16 protein-coding genes are annotated in these 20,472 nt (G+C 59.2%); 6 read left to right on the top strand and 10 right to left on the bottom strand.

Features of this window, described 5'->3' with window-relative positions; all coding sequences use genetic code 11:
* Nucleotides 1–195: 195 nt before the first annotated feature.
* The 3 genes from G6N80_RS01405 to G6N80_RS01395 all read right to left on the bottom strand — a co-directional run bounded on the left by G6N80_RS01405 (nt 196) and on the right by G6N80_RS01395 (nt 4,725).
* Nucleotides 196–1,005, bottom strand: a complete 810-nt coding sequence (locus G6N80_RS01405; RefSeq protein ID WP_165132251.1) for a DMT family transporter — start codon at nt 1,003–1,005, stop codon at nt 196–198.
* Between the two features lie 77 nt (nt 1,006–1,082).
* Nucleotides 1,083–3,485 (bottom strand): PIG-L family deacetylase, encoded by a 2,403-nt coding sequence (locus G6N80_RS01400; RefSeq protein ID WP_165130750.1) that lies wholly within the window; start codon nt 3,483–3,485, stop codon nt 1,083–1,085.
* 19 nt (nt 3,486–3,504) lie between these two features.
* A complete protein-coding gene (locus G6N80_RS01395) occupies nt 3,505–4,725 on the bottom strand; it encodes an ROK family protein (RefSeq protein ID WP_062556868.1) in 1,221 nt (406 codons plus the stop codon).
* 223 nt (nt 4,726–4,948) lie between these two features.
* Here G6N80_RS01395 and G6N80_RS01390 point away from each other — a divergent pair, with 223 nt between their 5' ends.
* The 6 genes from G6N80_RS01390 to G6N80_RS01365 are packed head-to-tail and all read left to right on the top strand — an operon-like array spanning nt 4,949 to nt 11,469.
* Nucleotides 4,949–6,214, top strand: coding sequence for a sugar ABC transporter substrate-binding protein (locus G6N80_RS01390; RefSeq protein WP_082547345.1), 1,266 nt, complete (start codon nt 4,949–4,951; stop codon nt 6,212–6,214).
* 13 nt (nt 6,215–6,227) lie between these two features.
* Nucleotides 6,228–7,169 carry a carbohydrate ABC transporter permease gene (locus tag G6N80_RS01385; RefSeq protein WP_165130748.1) on the top strand — a complete coding sequence of 314 codons (942 nt, stop codon included), beginning with the start codon at nt 6,228–6,230 and terminating at the stop codon, nt 7,167–7,169.
* Nucleotides 7,166–8,008, top strand: a complete 843-nt coding sequence (locus G6N80_RS01380) for a carbohydrate ABC transporter permease (protein WP_062556871.1) — start codon at nt 7,166–7,168, stop codon at nt 8,006–8,008. Before G6N80_RS01385 ends, G6N80_RS01380 begins: the two co-directional genes overlap by 4 nt.
* A gap of 4 nt (nt 8,009–8,012) precedes the next feature.
* Nucleotides 8,013–9,527: an argininosuccinate lyase gene (gene argH, locus G6N80_RS01375; protein WP_165130746.1), complete on the top strand. Its 1,515-nt coding sequence runs from the start codon at nt 8,013–8,015 to the stop codon at nt 9,525–9,527.
* Entirely contained in the window at nt 9,527–10,576 is a 1,050-nt protein-coding gene (locus tag G6N80_RS01370) for an ABC transporter ATP-binding protein (protein ID WP_165130744.1), read from the top strand. Before argH ends, G6N80_RS01370 begins: the two co-directional genes overlap by 1 nt.
* On the top strand, nt 10,573–11,469 hold the full coding sequence (locus tag G6N80_RS01365; protein WP_165130742.1) for a carbohydrate kinase family protein: 897 nt from the start codon (nt 10,573–10,575) through the stop codon (nt 11,467–11,469). The genes G6N80_RS01370 and G6N80_RS01365 overlap by 4 nt, the downstream gene beginning before the upstream one ends.
* Before the next feature lie 85 nt (nt 11,470–11,554).
* Here the strand turns inward: G6N80_RS01365 and G6N80_RS01360 are convergent, their stop codons facing one another.
* From G6N80_RS01360 to G6N80_RS01330, 7 genes are all read right to left on the bottom strand, one after another.
* Complete coding sequence (locus G6N80_RS01360; RefSeq protein ID WP_165130740.1) at nt 11,555–12,256, bottom strand: GntR family transcriptional regulator; 702 nt, start codon at nt 12,254–12,256, stop codon at nt 11,555–11,557.
* A 721-nt stretch (nt 12,257–12,977) separates the two neighbouring features.
* Nucleotides 12,978–14,663, bottom strand: coding sequence for a glycoside hydrolase family 3 protein (locus tag G6N80_RS01355; RefSeq protein WP_165130738.1), 1,686 nt, complete (start codon nt 14,661–14,663; stop codon nt 12,978–12,980).
* Nucleotides 14,660–15,730 carry an ABC transporter ATP-binding protein gene (locus G6N80_RS01350; RefSeq protein WP_062556876.1) on the bottom strand — a complete coding sequence of 357 codons (1,071 nt, stop codon included), beginning with the start codon at nt 15,728–15,730 and terminating at the stop codon, nt 14,660–14,662. Before G6N80_RS01350 ends, G6N80_RS01355 begins: the two co-directional genes overlap by 4 nt.
* 2 nt (nt 15,731–15,732) lie before the next feature.
* Nucleotides 15,733–16,626: a carbohydrate ABC transporter permease gene (locus G6N80_RS01345; protein WP_062556877.1), complete on the bottom strand. Its 894-nt coding sequence runs from the start codon at nt 16,624–16,626 to the stop codon at nt 15,733–15,735.
* Complete coding sequence (locus G6N80_RS01340) at nt 16,623–17,510, bottom strand: carbohydrate ABC transporter permease (RefSeq protein WP_082547346.1); 888 nt, start codon at nt 17,508–17,510, stop codon at nt 16,623–16,625. Before G6N80_RS01340 ends, G6N80_RS01345 begins: the two co-directional genes overlap by 4 nt.
* 68 nt (nt 17,511–17,578) lie before the next feature.
* A complete protein-coding gene (locus G6N80_RS01335) occupies nt 17,579–18,814 on the bottom strand; it encodes an ABC transporter substrate-binding protein (RefSeq protein ID WP_165130736.1) in 1,236 nt (411 codons plus the stop codon).
* Between the two features lie 144 nt (nt 18,815–18,958).
* A complete protein-coding gene (locus tag G6N80_RS01330) occupies nt 18,959–19,873 on the bottom strand; it encodes a LysR family transcriptional regulator (protein WP_165130734.1) in 915 nt (304 codons plus the stop codon).
* Nucleotides 19,874–20,472 lie beyond the last annotated feature (599 nt).

Here is a 20,472-nt window from a genome sequence, read left to right as displayed (position 1 = left end):
CGGTATAGAATACGATACACTTTTTGATAATTATTAGTTCAAATACACCACCATAGGTAGTTTATTCACTGGTAAAGATCAACCGGGTTTCTCGAGAAACGGCACTCTCAGGCACAACTGCAAAGATGTAGCGAAAATGACCGGCAAATCCCCGGCATTCCTCATCCATCAACCAAGGTCACGTCAGGGATAGATTCAGGTTCGTCGGTATTCGATGACGCTTGCGCCGATGAGTGCTGACAGGATGATGGCAACGCCGATGATGACGCGCGGCTCCGGCACCTCATGGAAGGCAAAATAGCCGACGGCTGTCACGAAGATGATGGAGAGATAGCCTATGGGCGCGAGAATGCTGGCATCAGCACTGCGATAGGCCTGCAGGAAACAATATTGGCCAAGCTGTGCCAGAAAGCCGATGCCCAGAAGCGGCATCCAGTCGGCTGTCGCCACCGGTTTCCAGGTCAGCGCGCTTGGTATGGCGGTGATGACTGCAAGTCCCACCGTGTAGAACACCATCATGACGGTGGAATTTTCAAGCTTCAAGGCGCGAGTCTGGACTGTTGCCAAGGCACCGAAAACGACCGAGATCATGATCACCGAAATCCGCCAGTCGAAGGCGGCACCGCCCGGCGCGATGATGAACAGAACCCCAACGAAGGCGATGGACGCGCCCGCCCAGCGGATTCGGCTCACCGTCTCGCCCAGCATCAGTACAGCCAAACCCATGGTAACGAGAGGCCGGGAAAAACCGACAGCATTCACCGTCGCCAGCGGGAGTAGGGTAATCGCGACGAAGTTGCTGGTCAGGGCAATGGCGTTGCAGGTGATGCGGACGATATTGCGCCACGGATAGCGGATCCGGCGCATTTCGTAACGGTGTTTCCAGATCAGCGGCAGAATGAACATCAGGCCAATCATGGCGCGGATGAACACCAATTGGAACGCCGGATAGGTGGCCCCTTGCATTTTGACCAGCATGGTCATGCCGCCGGAGACGAGCGTCATATCCAGAAGTAGCCAGCCGACGCCCGCCCGAATATCCGATCTATCTCCCGGCTCCTTTGGCCTGTCTTCGGGCACGGTCACACCGGCTGGACGAGATTGGCAAGAAGCCGGAATGCGCCCGGCACCAGTTTGTCCATCTGGTGGTGTAGCACAAGGCTCGTGTGCGTATGGCGGCCCTTGCCGATTTCGGCCGAGAGAAGCGCCCCCTTCAACGGCTGCTCATTGGCGTCATGCATGGCAAGAAGCGGCACATAGGCATCGTCCCAACGGGAAGCGAAGTAAAGCCCGCGCTCCTTGTTCCACCCGGCCCAGTCTGCTGCCTCGATACGGTTGGGGCCGTTCAGAAGAACGTGGTCCGGTTCTAGCACGGTCACCTCGGCGTGAGGGTCCGTCACGCGCCAGCGCAGCGATGGACTGCCGATTTCCAGTGGCCGAACCGGCGTCTCGTCCGGGTTCCAGCCATCTGTCGGGCGATGATACAGCGTCAGGAGATGTCCGCCCTCCACGACAAAGCGGTGAAGCGCACGGGTCGCAGCCACCAGATCGGTGCGCAGGCCGAAGGCAAAAATGCCGACCACGATGGTGGTATAGCCCGAAAGGTCGCCGGAAAGGGCCGACGCATCCAGCTCCACGACATTGAGGCCCATGCGCGCCATCCAGTTGCCAACCCGATCTGCGCCGCCGCCCACATAACCAATCCTTGCCCCCTCGGGCAGTTTCAGATCGAGCGAAAGCACCTTGAGGGAGACCGGCTCATGATAGATTGCGTGGCCGATGTGACGGAAGGATACCGGAGTGGTGCGGTGAGCGGCTGCTCCGTCAACCTTCGTCGCAATCTCGAACAGGCCAGGCGCCAGCGTCTGAGGCAAGGTGATCTCGAAGGCTCCGTCTGAGAGAGAGGTCTTCCAGTCCGCCCCCGTTTCCAGCGTCACGGTGCCCGCCGAACCTTTCAGCTCGGCCTTGATCACATGGCCGCGCGGTGATCCGCCAAGCGGCACGATCAGGGCGTCGGGTTGCAGCGTCAGCGAGTGGCGCGGCGTTACAAGAAAGCTCTCTTCCAGATCGAAAACGCCTTTCACCCTCTGACCGTCTATGTCGGCGCAGATCTCCACATAGGCTTGGCCATTGCCGCCAAGGCTCGACCAGGCAGGACTGTAGAGGTTGGAGAGCGGCGCATCCGCTGCCGCCGAAAGTGTGTTGATCCGTTGTTTCCCAAGCGCGTCCAGCGAGGCCGAAACACCCTGTGGCAAATGAGGCGTGATTTCCACCTCCCTGTTGGCTGCTCCATCGCCTAGTTCCACGATCAACCGTGCGCGCCCTCCCGGCACGATGGTTGAAGGCTCGGCATAGGCGCGGTCGAAAATGCCTTGAGCTTCCAGAATGGCAGCGTCGATTTCGGTCAGCTTGCGCTCTATGCGATGACCGTGCAACTTCAGGAAATCGTCCGGTGCGACCTCGCTTACCTGGTGAAGCGCTCCGCGGGCTGTCAACAGCGTGCGGGTTATAGCATCGCGATCCGGGAAGCTGGCGATGGCCTGTGTGATCGCCTCATGGGCTGCTCGCAATTCTGCAGCGATCGGTGAGGGAAGGCTTCCGGCATCCGCCAGCGCGGCGAGTGATGCTGGAAGACCATTATGGATGGAAGCTTCCGGCTCCCCCGTCCTTCCACCAAGCTTCAGGTGGAGCGGCCAGCGATCCTTGGGCTGTTCAGGCCAGCGCCCCATACCCTGGGATGCGTGGTAGTAACGAGACCACTCGCCGATCCGGTCGTAGTCTGCACCGGTGGCAGGTTCGCGTCCAGACACTTTCAGCATCAAGGTCGCATCCGGTGGCGGCACTTCATCATCATAGGTGTCGCCGCCGCCAGACCAGGCGGGGAGATAGTATTTGGCGACCTTCCACGGTGCCAGCCCTTCCTCGAAATGGTGCGGAAAGGCGGTCTCATCCGCTGCCAGCTCAATGGCCGCCTCGGCGGCCCGGGTCATGGCGCGGTGGTGGCCGTGCTGTCCGGGCACATCGAGAAAGGTCGGCACCACGATGTCAGGGCGCTCCCTGCGGTAGGCGCGTACCAGACGCTCGATGATCCGTTTCTCGCCCCAGCGATCGAATGTCGCGTCTCCGTCCTTCGAGAAACCGAAATCATGCACCTCGTCGGCGGGGCCATGACCCAGCCAGTGCACATCGGAATCCAGCACGCGCGCTGCCTCCTCCAGCTCGCGGGAGCGCAGAACGCCGAGAGCCCCCAACCGTTCAGGCCCAAGCGCATTCTGTCCGCCTTCTCCTCTCGTGGAACAGGCTATGATGACGCGCATGCCAAGGCCAAGCCGCAACCAGGCCAGCATGCCGTTCTGCTCGTCGTCCGGATGCGCGCCGGTGTTCATCATGGTGAGAACCGAAGTCAGGCGGCTCAGTTTGCGGTGAAGCCGAACCAGGGCCGGATCGCTCATCTGTCGTTCGATCCGTTCGCGGGCTGAAAGCATCTTGAACCTCCTGTAAAATCTAGATTTGTGCGCCCGTTTCCTGCAGCGAGATCTCGAGCTTGGGCGTCACCATGTCGAAAAGCGGAAGGGCTGCTGCACCCAGTGCAGCGGTCAATTGGCCGGTCTGGCCGCGCATGATGCGGGGAAGATCGCGTTGGCGGCGGCTTGCCACAGATGTCGGCAAGCGATGCATGCCTGCAATCACGTCATCGATGATTCGATCCGGCAGCGTCCCGCCGAGGATCAGTGTCTGTGGATCGAGAATGTTTTCCAGCATGGCAAGCACCGGACCTAGATGATCGGCCGCTTCACGTATCCATTGGGCAACAATCGGATGGCGCTCAGCGTGCAGGCGTTCCAGCGTCTCGAAGTCCGTGTCGGAAATGCCTGCGGCCTGCAGCTTTTCCCGAAGCGCATAGGTGGAGACGTAGCCTTCCAGGCATCCCCGCTGGCCGCAGGAGGGGCAGGATTTGCCGCGCGGCTTGATGGTGATGTGGCCGATTTCCCCTGCATTGCCAAAGGCTCCACGATAGGGCGCTCCGTCCTGGATCATGCCGAGGCCAAGACCCACGCCGAAATAGACCATGCAGAAATTTGAAATCGCCCTGCCAGCCCCGAACAACCGCTCGCCGACCGCTGCCGCTGTTGCATCATTTTCGACAACAACGGGATAACCGCAGGCCTCGCCCAGCGTCTGGGCAGCATCGCGCCCACCCCAGGCAGGCAATGTCGTCGGTCCGACGGAGGTCATGCCCTCGATCTCGAAGGGACCCGGCATAACCACTCCCGCCCCCAGAAGCTTGAGGCGAACGGCCTGTTGCATCATTTTGAATTCACTGGAAAATGTAGCAAGAATTCCGTCTGGCGTTCGATCTTCCAAAGGCAGAATGCGCTGGTGCCGGAGCTTGCCCGAAAGGTCCAGCGCGACGGTCACCACATGGTCAGCTGCAATTTCGACGCCGATCGTGGCGCCGCCATCCGGATCGACGGAGAACTGGATGGGCGGCTGCCCGCGCTCCGTCTTGCGCCGTCCCAGTTGCATCAGCAACCCTTCGCCAACCAGTTCGTCAACGATGTTGGCCACCGCCTGCGCCGTCAACTGGGTCAGCTTGGCGATGTGCGCGCGACCAAGCGAGCCATGCTGACGCACGACGGCCAGAACCACCCGCCGGTTGTGCTCGCGGCTGCGTTCCGGATTTTTGCCGATCGCCACGGCGTGGCTGCCGTTTGGGTTCGTCATCCTCTTCTCCTCGCCTCTCAGTCATAAGGGCGGACACCATCAAAGGGCAATAACTTAATTCAACTAAATTATGTTATTGACATATAAGCAAAGCCGATAGACCGTAGGAAACGACTGCGAGGGTGGCAGGAGAGTGGCGAGAAGCCATGTTCATCCTCTTCGTCCGGTCACCAGAAGGTGACCCAAACAGGGAACAGGCCAGACCGGACCATCGGCTGGAAACATGGAGGATCACATGCGCAAGGCAACTTTGTTGGCCGGTCTCATTGCCGGCTTCAGCTTGACGGCGTTCAACGCGGCCCAGGCCGTGGAGATCGAATACTGGCAGTATGTTTTCGACACCCGCGTCAAGGCGATGGACCAGTTGATTGCTGAGTTCCAGAAGGCCAATCCGGATATTACCGTCAAGCAGGTGACGTTCCCCTATGCCGATTACCAGACCCGCGTCATTGCGGCCAACATGTCCGGCAAGGGCCCGGATGTCGTGCAACTGTTCTACGGCTGGCTCGACAAGTTCGCTGCTGGCGGCATTCTGCAGCCGCTGCCGAAGGATGCCTTCCCGCACGACAAGATCGAGGGCGAATTCTTCCCCATCGTAAAAGCCATGAAGCGCGGCGACGACTATTACGGCCTGCCGACAGCGGTCCGTTCACTCGCTCTGTTCTATAACAAGAAGCTGTTCACCGAGGCAGGTCTCGACCCGAACAACCCGCCCAAGACGCTGGATGAATTCGTTGCTGCCGCCCAGAAGATTGCCAAGCACGATGCAGCCGGCAATCTCACTGTTGCCGGTTCCACGCTCGACATGGGCGGGCAGGATCACCAGTGGTGGCGTGAAGTGCTGATCCGTCAGTATGGTGGCGAGCCCTATACGGACAACGATACCAAGGTAGCCTACAACAGCGATGCTGGCCTCAAGGCGCTTAACTTTTATACCAGCCTGCAGCTTGAAAAGAAGATCGGCCAGGCGGGCTTCATGGATGAAGGCCAGGCCGCGTTTCGTGGCGGCAAGGCTGGCATGACGATCGACGGCACATTCCGTCTCGGCTCCTTCAAGACGATCAAGGACTTCGAATGGGGCGTGACAGAACTTCCGGCCAATGCGGAAGGCAAGCGCTCCAACTATGCCAGCTATTTCGCCAATGGCATCGGCGCAAAGACCAAGGGCGATAAGCTGGAAGCGTCGAAGAAATTCCTCGCTTACATTTCCTCGCCTGCGGCCATGGATATCTGGCTGAAGACGGTGGGTGAACTGCCTGCCCGCCGTTCGGCGGCGCTGACAGATGCCAACCTCAAGGATCCGGTGTTCGGTCCCTTCCTGAAGGGTCTGGAATACGCGCATACCACCATGTTCAAGGATGAGGCGGCACAGCGCCAGAACGCCATCGACATGGTCAACCGCGTGCTTCTGGAAAAGCAGCCGGTCAAGGATTCCCTGAGCCAAGCTGCTGAAGCCGAACAGGAAATCATTGACGCTGCAAAGCCCTGATCAGGAAACAACCATGGCAGTGATAGAACAGCAGGGGGCGGCAAAGGGCCGTCCCGGCGGCACCGGTGGTGACCGCTTTTCCATGCACACCAAGCGCCTGCTCTGGATCTGGGGCTTTCTGGCGCTGCCAATCCTCTTTTACACGGTCATCCGTTTCTATCCCACGCTTCAGGCCTTCTACCTCTCCTTCACCAACTGGGATCTTCTGCGCCCTGCCAAGCTTGTCGGCTTTGCCAATTACATCAAGCTTTTCAAGGATCCGCAGTTCTGGAAGGTGTTCAAGAACACCTTCACCTATCTGATCGTCGGAACACCGATCAGCCTCGTGCTGGCGTTTACGATCGCCTATTTTCTCGATCGCGTGCGCTTCATGCACAATTTCATCCGCGCGCTCTATTTCCTGCCCTTCCTCACCACGGCTGCTGCCATGGCCTGGGTCTGGCGCTGGTTCTACCAGCCGCCGCCGATCGGAGTCATCAACGACATTATCGGCCTTGTCGGAATTCCGCAGCAGCCCTTCATTCGCTCCACGGATCAGGCCCTGTTCTCCATCATGGTCACGGCCATCTGGGCAGGTCTCGGCTTCCAGATCATAATCTTCATGGCGGGGCTGCGCGCTATTCCGAACACCTTCTATGAAGCAGCGCGCATCGATGGCCTTGGCGAATGGGCAATCCTGCGCAAGATCACGCTGCCGCTCCTGAAGCCAACCACGGTCTTTCTCGTGGTCTTCTCTTCCATCGGTTTCCTGCGCATCTTCGACCAGGTTTATAACATGACCACGAATGATCCGGGCGGACCGCTTGGATCGACGAAGCCGCTCGTGCTGATGATCTATCAGACGGCTTTCAATTCTTATGCCATGGGCTACGCGGCGGCGCAGACAGTCGTGCTGTTCTCCATCCTGATGGTCGTCTCCCTTCTGCAGCTCTTCATACTGAGGGAAAAGAAATGAGCGAGGCACCCGCGCTGCACCGCGCCAATATTCGCCCTGGCCGCATCATTGCCTGGACCGTACTGTTCATCGGCGGGCTGATCATGATCTCGCCGCTCGCTTTCATGTTCTCGACCTCCTTCAAAAGCGCCGATCAGGTTTATGACCTGCGCCTCATTCCTGCGGCGCCAACGCTTGCGAACTATATCTCGGTTCTGGCCGATGGCCGCTTCATGCGGTGGTTCCTCAACTCCACGATCGTCGCCGTTGCCGTTACCCTTTCGAACTGCTTCTTTGATAGTCTGGTCGGCTATACGCTGGCCAAGTTCCAGTTTCGCGGCCGTCAGTTCGTGTTCATCGCCATCCTCTCGACGCTGATGATCCCGACCGAAATGCTGGTCATCCCGTGGTATCTCATGTCGAGCCAGCTCGGCTGGCTGGATAGCTATTGGGGCATCATGTTCCCGGGCATGATGACGGCCTTCGGCACCTTCCTGATGAAGCAGTTCTTCGAAACCGTGCCGAATGACTTCATCGAGGCGGCGCGTGTCGACGGCCTCAACGAATTCCAGATCTGGTGGAAGGTCGCCATGCCTCTGGTCACCCCTGCCCTTTCGGCGCTGGCGATCTTCACCTTTCTTGGCAACTGGACAGCCTTCTTCTGGCCGCTGATCGTCACCACCAGCAAGGAGCTTTACACGCTGCCGGTCGGTCTATCGAGCTTTGCCGTCGAACAATCCATCCAGTGGGAAATGATCATGACCGGTGCCGCCATCGCGACGCTTCCCACGCTTCTCGTGTTTCTCGTCCTGCAGAGGTACATCGTGCGCGGTGTCATGCTGGCAGGCCTGAAGGGATAAGACCATGGCGGACATGAACCCGCGCCTTTCCGATACCAGCCGCTTTCCCGATCCCGTCTACAAGGAAACGGTGCTGCGCCCGCTTTTCGACGGCGCCAAGGGACATCACGTCGAAGCCTTTCGCCAGATCGACCGCGCCCATCTGGTCATGCTGGTGGAGACCGGTATCCTTGATACCGGGACAGCGGCGAAAATTGCGCAAGCCCTCGTCGAGATCGATCGGGACATCGATCCCTCCATGCTGGTCTACACAGGCGAGGTGGAGGACTATTTCTTCCTCATCGAGAAGGAGCTGAAAGCCCGTATCGGTGTCGATATTGCAGGCCGCCTGCACACCGCACGTTCGCGCAATGACATCGATCATACGCTTTTCAAGCTTGGCCTGAAGCAGCGGATCGATGCGCTGATGGTCAAGGCACGGACACTGCTGGCTGCCATGATCGATACGGCGGAACGCAACAAGACGACATTGATCGTTGCCTATACCCATGGCCAGCCAGCCCAGCCGACGACGTTCGGCCACTATCTATCGGCTGCAATTGAAGTGCTGATCCGCGATATCGAGCGCTTTGCCGAAGCGCGCCGCATTGTCGATCTCTCGTCCATGGGTGCCGCGGCCATTACGACGTCAGGCTTCCCGATAGACCGGGCCCGTGTCGCCCAGTTGCTTGGCTTTGCGCGGGCGCAGCGCAACTCCTATTCCTGCATAGCGGCGGTGGATTACACCACCTCCACTTATTCCGCGATCGAGCTGATGTTCCTGCATCTGGGCCGCCTCATTCAGGATTTCCAGTTCTGGACGAGCTTCGAGGTCGGGCAGATCTATGTGCCAAACGCGCTCGTGCAGATCTCTTCCATCATGCCGCAAAAGCGCAACCCGGTGCCGATCGAGCATTTGCGGCATCTGGCGAGCCAGACCTTCGGTCGTGCCCGCACGATGCTGGATATCATGCACAATACGCCGTTCACCGACATGAATGACAGCGAAGGAGAAAGTCAGGGCGCGGGATACGAAGCCTTTGCCTCCGCCTCGCGCGTGCTGGATCTTCTCGCAAGCCTGATCGGCCAGATCAGCATCGACCCTGAACGGGTGGATGAGAATATCCGCCGCTCCTGCATCACCATCACGGAGCTGGCGGATTCGCTGGTGCGGCTTGAAGGTCTCTCCTTCCGTGAAGCACACGAGATTGCCGCCGCAACCGCCAGAAGCGTGGTCGCGTCCAAGGGCGATCTGCCCAATCACGGCTTCCAGCCCTTCTTTGAAGCATTTCGCCATTCAACCAATCGCGATCCGCAACTGGACGAGCCAACCTTCCGGAAGCTTGTATCGCCGGAGCATTTCGTTGCGGTTCGCAAGCGTTTCGGCGGTCCTGCCCCGGAACCGATGGATGAGGCCATTTCGGCTTACCGGCAAACGCTTGAGGCTTTTGAACGCGCCGCCTCTGAAAGCGCGGCTCGCGAAGCGCAGGCTTCCACCGAACTCAACGAGAAATTCACCGCATTGACGGGAGCCCGCTGATGGCGACGATTGAACTCAACAAGCTGGTCAAGCGCTACGGCAAGGTAGAGGCCGTCAAGGGTATCGATCTCGATATTGCCGATGGTGAATTCGTCGTGTTCGTCGGCCCCTCGGGCTGCGGCAAGTCCACGACGCTTCGCATGATTGCGGGCCTTGAGGAGATCTCCGGTGGCGAGCTGAAAATCGGCAATGAGGTCGTCAACGAGCGCGAGCCCAAGCAGCGCAACATCGCCATGGTCTTTCAGAACTATGCGATCTATCCGCATATGACGGTGCGCCAGAACATCGGCTTTGGTCTCTATACGTCGAATCTGGACAAGGCGGAAAAGAACAAGCGCATCGAAGAGGCAAGCCGCATTCTGGGCCTCGACGCCTACCTCGACCGGCGTCCGGCAGCTTTGTCCGGCGGTCAGCGCCAGCGCGTCGCCATCGGCCGTGCCATGGTGCGCAATCCTTCGGCCTTCCTGTTCGACGAACCCCTGTCGAACCTTGATGCCCAGTTGCGCGCCCAGATGCGCATCGAGATCAAGCGGCTGCATCAGCGCCTGAAAACCACGACTGTCTACGTCACCCACGATCAGGTGGAAGCCATGACCATGGCGGACAGGATCGTGGTCATGAAGGACGGCCATATTCTCCAGGTCGGCACGCCGTCCGAACTCTATGAAAGTCCGGTGGATGTATTCACGGCCCGCTTCATCGGCAGCCCGTCCATGAACCTCCTCAACGGCCGTCGTGATGGCGATCAGGTCGGGCCAGCCTCGGGCGGAGACATTCTCATCGGTATCCGTCCGCACGATCTGGTGGCGCGCGTGGATGGCAGTGTTGAGACCAGAACGGACGGAACGTCGATCACCGGCACGGTCACGGCTGTCGAGCCGCTTGGCCCTGAAACACTGGTTCATCTGGATGTCGGCGGTGTATCCATCGTCGCAACGGCGCGGGAGAAGTTCGTTCCGGCAGTCGGCAGCAAACTGACGTGCCATGCCCAGAGCGGCAGCCTTTATCTCTTCGATGCAAAGTCGGAGCGGCTTCTAGGTCGCGCATGATGGAAACGCCCGCACAGCGCACGGCGGTGCTCAGCATCGGACGCATCTATAGCGACCTTATCTTTACGGGCCTTTCCGGCCTGCCCGTTCTCGGTCGCGAAATCTTTGCTAATGGCCTGACGATCTCGGCAGGCGGCGGTGCCTATATCACCGCGGCTCACCTGCAACATCTGGGGCGTGAAACGGCGTTGGTTGCCAGATTGGGCGTGGATCCGCTGTCAGCCCAGACAGGCGCCGAGATCAAGGCGACGGGCGTCAATCTGCGCTTTGTCGAATGTTCTGTTGAGGCCGGACCGCAGCTTACGGCGGTAACAGTGCTTGGAGACGAGCGGGCATTCCTCACCAAGCGGGCTGGGTCTGCGCGTCCGTCGACGCTGGAGGCCGCAGTCGCCTGGTCTCATGCCCGCCATCTGCATATTGCTGAATATGCGACCCTGCACGAGATTCCCGACCTGATCGCGCTTGCGAAGGAGCAAGGTCTTACGGTGTCGCTCGATCCAAGCTGGGATGCAGATCTCATCTATGATGAAAACCTGCTTGCCACCTGCCGCGGCGTAGATCTTTTCCTGCCCAACCGGGAAGAGGCAGAAGCTATTACCGGGTTATCAGATCCGCAAGAAGCTCTTGCACAACTCACGCAGCATTTTCCACATGTCGTCCTGAAAGATGGTGCCAGAGGCGCTTGGCTTGCGACGGAAGGGGAGATGCTGCACGTGCCTGCTCAACCCGTGAACGTGGTCGATACGACCGGTGCGGGCGATGCCTTCAATGCCGGTTTCATCGATGCCTGGCTCTCCGCCGCAGATGCCGGAGCCTGCCTTGCCGCCGGGATCACGGCGGGCTCTCTCTCGGTTCAGGCTGCTGGCGGTGCTTCGGTTTTGTGCTTCAGCTGACGCAGACAGAACCTTGGCAAAAAGCAGCTGAGCCGATCGAACCCCATCACACATTGGCCGACTAGGTATAATTCCAAATATATCTCTAAAGCGTCAAACCGGCTGCGCTGTTTGAAATGAGCGCGGCCAACAATCCCTTCCGGGTATTTTCGTTGTGGTCGATAATTGCCTGTCGGGCTTTCTCGGCATCGCGCGCGCGCAGATGGGCGAGGATCCGGTGGTGATCGTTGGTTGTCTCCGGATTGATGTCGCGAACGCGGGTGCCCATGTGGAACAACCGTGCGCATTCCTCCAGATGACTCATCACCAGAGTGTGGAGCCGCTGATTGCGTGATCCTTGCGCGATCAAGGAATGAAACTGCTCATTGCGTGAGACGAAGGTGCGCGTGCTCATCTCCTCGCCCATCACGTAGCTAGCATCTGCCAGCTCATCGAGCCGGTCCATTTCCTCAATCGTCAGATGCTGGGCAGCAAGGGCAGCCGCTGCGCCCTCAAGCACGCCACGTACATAAAAGAGATCATTCATATCTTTGATCGTAACGGGTGTAACGCGGTAGCCTCGCCGGGGATAGGCTTCCATGAATCCCTCGACGCAGAGCCTTGCTAAGGCCTCACGCACGGGGGTCTTACTCATTTGCAACTGCTCGGCAAGTTCAGGCTCAGACACCTCGGCGCCGGGCGGAAGAATGCCGGTGATAACTCGTTCGCGCAAAATGGCATAGGCCTGTTCAGTCAAGGATTTTGTCCGCTTCTCGGCCGGAACCTTGGCGGTATCAATATCTGTCACGTATCCCTTCCTCCAACGACGCGCCGCGCGCTGCCCCACCGTCTCGCCCAATCTGTAGCGCGTCGAAGCTTTCAGCACGTCCGCTATCCGACCGCATAGCACATAACGTATAATGTACTACGTGGTATATCCAATGGAGGAAATGATTAACCTAGGTTCATCGGTGGGCAATATTTGGGCGATGAACCCAGGCCAATGTCTGGCTTGGTGGATTGCTTATTTGTGCTGCATGGGGTCGATTTAAGCTCAGGCGCTGGCTTTCGGCCTTGATTCTTGGCGTCATCGTGCTCGACTTCGGGATCCAAGCGCATTGATCTTCAACCAACACATAATCTAAGCGCTCGCCCCGAATGCGCGCAGCCTGAACCCAAGCCGGTCGGTTCTGGGTCAGTGGAGTTGCTGCCGCACTTGGGATCGTGGCGCTATCGAATTGCCGCCGGTGTCTCCGCTGAGATTCTGCTCCGACCTGAACGGGCATGACATCAGGACCGATGAGCGCCCCTCAAACCGATTAGCAGATCGCAGCGCGAGTATTTACCGATCTGCTCTGACAATCGGAGCGGAAGTGGCCGAGGCTGTGATCGCAGCCGGACGAGACTTCAGCAGCTGGTGAACAGCACTTCATTGGTTCTGTCCTTCTGCCAATCGCAGAAGGGCTGACGTCGTGCGATGCGATCAAGAACCAGCTTACGAGCGCGCACAGGTGGAGACTGCGAGATTGTTAAAGCAGTGCCTCCTCAAGGCCGCAGCTCGGATCAACCGGGCTCCGCCCAACAAATTCGATTTCCCCAATCAATGCCCTCACAAGCGCCTGTTGTACCGGCGCAACCGCCGCATACCCGTTCACGAATGTTTGGCATTCCGGCATATGGTAAAGCAGGAATGGCGTGCCAAGCGAAACGTAGACCGTCGGAAGGTATTTCCAAAGCCGTTCCATCGAATGGGGAAAGAGGCCGTGGAGATCTTCCCAACGAGGCCCGAGGTTTTCCTTGGCAGAAACGCCCTCCTCGGCCATCAGATACATGCCAATATCGTAGGATGCCGCATCGATTGGCTCGCCTTTGCGATGAAGGGAAACCTCAAAACCCCGCTCGCGGAGAAGATCAGCGACCAGAAGCTGCGGAAGCGGACCGGAAGGGCTCATCCGATTGTCGAGTTGCGCCAGAAGAACCCGCCTGTGCCGGATTGGATCGAGCGGCAGCAGGCCCTGAGTGTCCTTGACGAGCGTAATGGCGGCCTCCGACGCCGTTCGCGACCATTCGGCGTGCTGGGCGAGACCGATCAAGCGGGCGCGATCGTCTTCGGCCGATGGGCGCCCGCCGGTGTGGTGCAAGTTCATGGACGCCTTGAGTGCGAGAACACGCAAGACTGCCTCATCAAGGCGTTCCTGCGTCAGGGCGCCGTTTTCAAGGCCGGCCTTCAGGTGCCCGAGGTCTTCGTCGAGATCGTCCGGGAAAAGCAGGATATCGCAGCCGGCCGCGATGCAAAGCGGCACGAGTTCGCTACGAGGCCCACGGGCATTGAAGCCGACCATGCCGGAGGCGTCGGATACCACAAGACCGTTGAAGCCCAGTTCGTCGCGAAGCAAGGTCGTGCAGAGATCGAAGTTGAGCGTCGCTGGCATGTGGGCCGGGCTGCGGGCCGCCGCGCCCAGTTCGGCGGTAAAGGCGGGAAGTGTGATATGACCGGCCATGACGACCTGAACGCCGTTTGCAATCGTATCCGCGTAGATCTTCCCGAACGTGTCGCGCCACTCGCGCATCGATAAGGTATTGTGTGTCGTGGCGAAATGCTGATCGCGGTCATCAAGGCCGTCGCCCGGCCAGTGTTTGACGCTGCTCGCAAAGCCTGCAGAGCGAGCGCCTTGCTGGTAAGCGGCGGTCATCGCCATGACGGTGGTGACATCGGAGCCGAAGGAGCGGGTGTTGACCACGTTGGAGCGGAAGTTGAAGGCCAGGTCAGCGACTGGCGTCCAGGTGATGTTGAAGCCAAGGTAGGCACCCTCCCTCCCCGCGACCACACCCATACGGCGCGCCTGTTCCGGATCGCCCGTGGCGGCGATTGCCATCTGATTGGGATAGGGCGTACCGGCCGAGACACTGCTCTTTTCGGAGAACTCGATGTCGCAGGTCATCAGCAGCGGAATGGCAGTCCGCGTCTGGAGGTAGTCGGCGCTGGCTCGAAGCTCCTGCTCCGTGCGGGAAGGCATGCGATGGATGCCGCCGACATGACGCGAAAGCGGGACCGAAAGGCTTTCGGTGGACAGGTCGCGGCAAAGCGGTAGCATGATCTGGCCGAGTTTTTCGTCAAGCGACAGCCCCTCGAAAGTAGATCGGACCCAGGCGAGGGCCTTGTCATCCAGGTTGAAAGGATGAGCAGCCAGCTTCTTCAAGATATGTCCGGTCATTGGATGCGCTTTCCAGTCTCTGTGTCGAAGATATGCAGCTTTTGTTCCGCGAAGCCGAGCCGGACGCGGTCGCCTGACCTGACCGTGGCAGAGGACGGCGCCTTGACGGACAGGCCGATCTCACCCCGCTTGCACCACACCAGCTTTTCCGGACCCATCGGTTCGACCACGTCGATGTCAGCCGCAAGGCCGGAGCCAGGTGCATCGGCATGAATCGTCACATCCTCGGGGCGCACCCCGACGATCACCTTGCGTCCGTCCGCAAGTGGCGCAGAGAGGCCTGCGGCAATGGGCACGGCCTGCCCATCAACGATCGCATCGCCGCCGCTTATCGTGCCGTCCAGGAAATTCATGGCAGGCGACCCCACGAAGCGGGCCACGAACGTATTCGCGGGCCTGTTGTAGATTTCGTCCGGCGTGCCCTGTTGCTGGATGATGCGGTCCTTCATCACCACGATGCGGTCCGCCAGGGTCATTGCTTCGATCTGGTCATGGGTCACGTAGATCATCGTGGACCTGAGGCGCTGGTGAAGCCGCTTGATCTCGACGCGCAGGTCCGAGCGTAGCTGCGCGTCGAGGTTGGAAAGCGGCTCATCGAACAGGAAGACACCCGCATCGCGCACCACAGCACGTCCGATAGCCACGCGCTGGCGCTGGCCGCCTGAGAGTTCCGCTGGCTTGCGGTCAAGCAGCGGCTCGATCTGCAGCATCTTTGCCACATGTGCGACCCGCTTTTCGATCTCCGGTTTTGCCACCTTGGCTACCTTGAGGCCGAAGCTGAGATTGCCGCGCACGCTCATGCGCGGATAGAGCGCATAGGATTGGAAGACCATGGCGATGCCGCGGTTCTTCGGCTCGACATCGGTCATGTCTTGCTCGCCGATCAGGATCTGGCCCTCAGCCACATCCTGGAGGCCAGCAATTGCGTTCAGGAGCGTGGATTTGCCGCAGCCGGAGGGGCCGAGCAGCACGATGAATTCCGAAGCAGGAATCTCGAGGTTAATGCCTTTGAGAACCTCTACACTTCCATAGCGGATGGCAAGGTTGCGAAGCTGTACGCCTGTCATGATTAGCCTTTCACGGCGCCGGATGCTACGCCGCGAACAAACCAGCGGCCCGACGTGAAGTAGACGAGCAGGGGAACGACCGAGGTGAGCAGCGTCGCCGCCATCTCCACGTTGTATTCCCGTTCCCCGTAGGTGGAGTGCACGATGTTGTTGAGCTGGACGGTCATCGGGGCATAGTTGATACCGCCGAAGACGAGGCCGACGATATAGTCGTTCCAGATGAAGGTGACCTGCAGGATGCCGGCCACCGCGATCATCGGAACGGACATCGGCAGCAGAATGGAAAAGAAAATCCGCCAGTAACCGGCCCCATCGATCCGCGCGGCCTTGAACAGGTCAATCGGTATAGACGCGAAGTAGTTGCGAAACAGCAGCGTCACGACCGGCAGCGCGAAGACGACATGGACGAAGATCACACCCGCGAGCGAATTGAACAGGCCGATAGTCGAGGTGATGCGAACCAGCGGATAGATCAGAACCTGGTAGGGGAAGAACCCGCCGATGAGCATGACCGTGAACAGGACATTGGCGAAGCGCACCCGCCAGAAGCTCAGTGTATAGCCAGTCACCGCACCCACGGCGATAGCCAGGAAAACGCTTGGAATGGTGATTAGGAAGGAATTCACAAATCCCACCTTCAGGCCTTCGCAGCGCAGGCCGGTACAGGCTGAATTCCAGGCTTTATGCCAATGCTCGAAACTGAACGCATGCGGCAGCGAGAGCAATGTACCCGAGCGGATCTCCTCCATCGACTTGAACGCGGTGACGATCATCACGTAGAGCGGCACCAGCGCCGCGATCGCAATGGCGATCAGCAGCACATAGACCAAAATGCGCGAAAGCGGGGCGGCAAAAGCATTGCGGCGAACGAGAACCGGACCGTTTGTGATGGTCATTGTGCAGCTCCCTTGCGACGGCTCTTCAGGTAGAGAAGCGGTACTGCGATCACCAGCACGAGAAGCAGCAGCGTCGTGGCCGCGGCGGATGCAAGGCCGACCTGTTGGCGCTCGAACATATGATCGATGATGAACTTGGCCGGAACATCCGTCGCGATACCCGGGCCACCGCCGGTCATGGCTACGACAACATCGAACATGCGCACGACCGTAAGCGACATCAACACCAAGGCAGTCGCGATGCTGGCACCGATGCTCGGCATGATGATGAAGAGATGAGCCTTCCAGGCTGGAATGCCCTCGATACGGATCGCCTTCCATAAGTCGTCGTCGACGCCCCTCAGACCGGCCAGCAAAACGACCATGACGAGACCACACGAATGCCAGACTGCGGCGATGACGATCGTGAAGAGCGCCATGTCAGCATTGACGATCCAGTCGAAGGAGGCATTCTCGAAACCTAGCTTGCGCGCCACGTCGGCAATGCCGAAATTGGGGTCAAGCAGCCAGCGCCAGACGAGACCGGTGACGATAAACGACATGGCGAACGGGTAGAGATAGATGGTCCGCAGCGCATTTTCGCCACGCACGCCGCGGTTGATCATCGCAGCCATCGAATACCCGATCAGCAGCGTGACTGGAATAAAGATCACGGCGAACAGCGCCATATTACCGAGCGAAACCTGCCACCGGGCATTCGAGAACAGGTTTATGTACTGAGTAAAGCCAGCGAACCTGTAGTTCGGCAACATGGACGAGCGGGTAAAGGAAATGCCCGCGGCCCACAACACGCCGCCGACATAAACGGACAGAACGACGAATGCGACGGGGACGAGCGTCAGGGTCGCCTGAAGGCGACTGCTTGAAGGCGACCTCACAAACACGAAAGAAACTCCGAATATCTGGTCATTCGGGGGACGTGGCGAAACACGCTCCCCCTATCGTTTGCGGGTCAGCTCGCGGAGAGCCCCTTTGCATAGGCTTCGATGAACTGCTCTGCGGTGAGGCCACCCTTGGTCGAGAAGCGGGTAATGGCATCCTCGACTGCACCAACGATTGCCGGGCTGAACATCATCTGATCACTGCCGGTGGAAAGCTTGGGATCGTTGAAGAAACGCGACGCTTCCGCGATGCAGGGGTTGAGCTTGGACGTATCCGCGCCCTTGAGGATCGGGATCGTGCCATTGGCGACAGCGAAGGCCGTCTGGGTCGGAACGTCTGCGAAAGCCTTGAGGAGCAGATCCTGCGCCTTGGTCATCGCCGCATTCTTCGGCTCCGGGAAAAGGAATACATCACCCGAGATCACCATACCCTGGTCAGCATTGATGATGGCGCATTCATAGTCCTTACCGGCCGTCTTGCCGGCGGCTGCAAAGGCGCCGTTCAGCCAAGTGCCACCCTGCGTCATCAGGGCCTTGCCAGAAATCACGAGATTGGTCGAATCCGGCCAGGAACGGCCAGGCGTGCCGGAGTCAGAATAATCCCGCAGCTTTTCGAAGATCTTGACGGCAGCCTTGAACTTCTCGCCGCGAACGGCGGAGGCATCGCGCTTGTAGATGACGGCGTCATAGGTTTCTCGGCCGGCGACACTCAGGACGACGGCGTTGAACATCAGGCGCTGCCACCGCGGCTCGCCGGACGGCGTGAACGGTGTGATACCAGCGGCCTTGGCCTTGTCGAACGCCGCGAAGACCTCGTCCCAGTTCTTCGGTTTGGCAACGCCGATCTTGTCGAGAATCGACTTGTTGAACCAGAACCAGTTGGCACCGTTGCCGGAAATAGGCAGCGCCCAGTATTCGCCGTCAACCATCCCGGAATTCAAAAGCGCTGCGGGCAATTTATCCTGCCATTTGTCGGCCTTGGCCGTCTCGGTCAGGTCACGGAGCAGGCCGTTGTTCTGAAGTTCGACGAACTGTGCGCCTGTATTGAACAACATGGCGGCCGGCGGGTTGCCGCCGACGACGCGATTGACCGCCGTCGAGCGGGCGTTTGGCCCGCCGGAGATGGCGTTGTCTACCCACGTCCCGCCGAGTTCGGTGAACTTCTGGGCCAGAACCTTGACGCCAGCAGATTCTGCGGCGGAGGTCCATTGATGAATGACTTCGCCCTTCACCTCCTGGGCGTTCGCGCAGGCCGCGAAGCAGAGTGCCGTGGCGGTGGTTGTTGCTAGAAGCAGTTTGGAAATCAATGTCGCGTCCTCCTCCTGTGTCCCGGAAGAACACTATCGCCGCCACATTCCATTCGTCAAATAATAGAATGGGCAGTGATTATAACATCAGATTATGGATAGGTTGAGTAGATCGTTGGTCAGGTCTCGGTGTTCGACCTGCCTTCATTCCTCATCGATCCCCATGGACAGGTCCCTTGCAGCTGAAACGAAACGCTGTCCAAGAAGATTGAGCTGCCTGCCGGCAATCTTCTGCATTGCGAATTTTCGTGTCGCGATATGTTCTGCCAGCGGAATTGCAGTGAGTATGCCGCGCCGGATTTCGTCGCGCAGGAACTGGTCCGAAAGGATGCTTACACCGTCGGACCGCTCGACGATGGCTTTCAGCACGCTGAATGGCGCCGCCTCAACGAGGTTGGCGGGAAAAGCAAGACCGTTGATCATGAAGAGCGCCTCGATCTGCTTGCGGAATGCACCCCCCGGCGGCGGCATCACCCAGGTGGAATCGGTGAGTTCCACGAGTGAGACCTGTTCTCTGCCCGCAAGCGGATGACCGGCTCTGACGACAATGACGGAGCGGGCGGTAAAAAGGGGGGTCTCCTCAACGCCATCGGGCGTTGGCCGTTGTCCGACATTGGAAATGACCAGATCAATCTCGTGGGTGAGGAGCCGCTCCATCAGTTCCTCGTCGGTACCCTCCGTCACGGTAACCGCGACATTGCCGCCTTCCTTAAGCATTTGCGCGATCACCCGCGGCAGGATGCTTCCCGTTGCCAGCGGTGTTCCTCCCACGCGTAATGGCCCCTCGGCGCCACGACGACGAGCCTCGAGTTCCGTCTGTGCAAGTTGCAGGATAGACTCGATGCTTTCGGCGTGCCGGATCAGGATCCGGCCCGTATCCGTCAGGATGGCGCCGTACCGCCCGCGGTCAACGAGATGCATACGGGTTATATCTTCCAGTCGCGCGATGCTGACAGACAGTGCCGGCTGCGAGATGCCGAGAGCCTCGGCAGCCTTCTGGAAAGACCCGGCACGATCGATTGCGAGCAGGTAGCGAAGCAGGCGTGGTTCGAGATCCATGGTGTCCTACGGGCCGTTCGGTTTTCAAACCTGTTACAGCCTCGCGCAGGTTGCTACAATCGTGGGCGGTTGGGGCCGAGCGTTATGCGACTCCCGGCATAGATGGTCCGCCACCGGTCGGTTCTGATGTTTTCCTTGGTCGGTGAGTAGAATCGTCACAAACGCCGTGTCGCTAGCGACCGTCAGTCGGAAGTCCGCAATTCAACATTGAGGCAACTCGCCTGACCGAGGCAGCCGGCGTGCTTTTTCAATCTGGTTCAGAAAATAGTCTGTTCATCAACAAGGGGACGTTCGCTCGGATCATTCTTTTCGCGATTCCACTTTCATGTCGATTGTCATCATCTATGCTCTCTACCCGACAGATCGCCAGGACGAGCATTCAATTGAGATACAGGTAAACCTCGCAAGTGAGTTCGCCGCACATCGGAGCTGGCCGACATTGGCATCCTTGACGACCGCGAAGTCAGCGGCACCTAGCTCAAGGCGGGTGAGTTCAAGGATAGAGCTGAGAAGATGGCGTATTTGCACCGGTTCGAGCCGGTCCTCGCAGCGGAGGATGCTTCATGGCGTCGGTTACAAGTTTCAGTGGTTGCGGGGGC

This window comes from Rhizobium rhizoryzae, from assembly GCF_011046895.1.
Taxonomy (GTDB): Bacteria; Pseudomonadota; Alphaproteobacteria; order Rhizobiales; family Rhizobiaceae; genus Neorhizobium; species Neorhizobium rhizoryzae.
The sequence above is the reverse complement of the archived record's forward strand: the minus strand, read 5'-3'. Positions and strand labels throughout refer to the sequence as shown.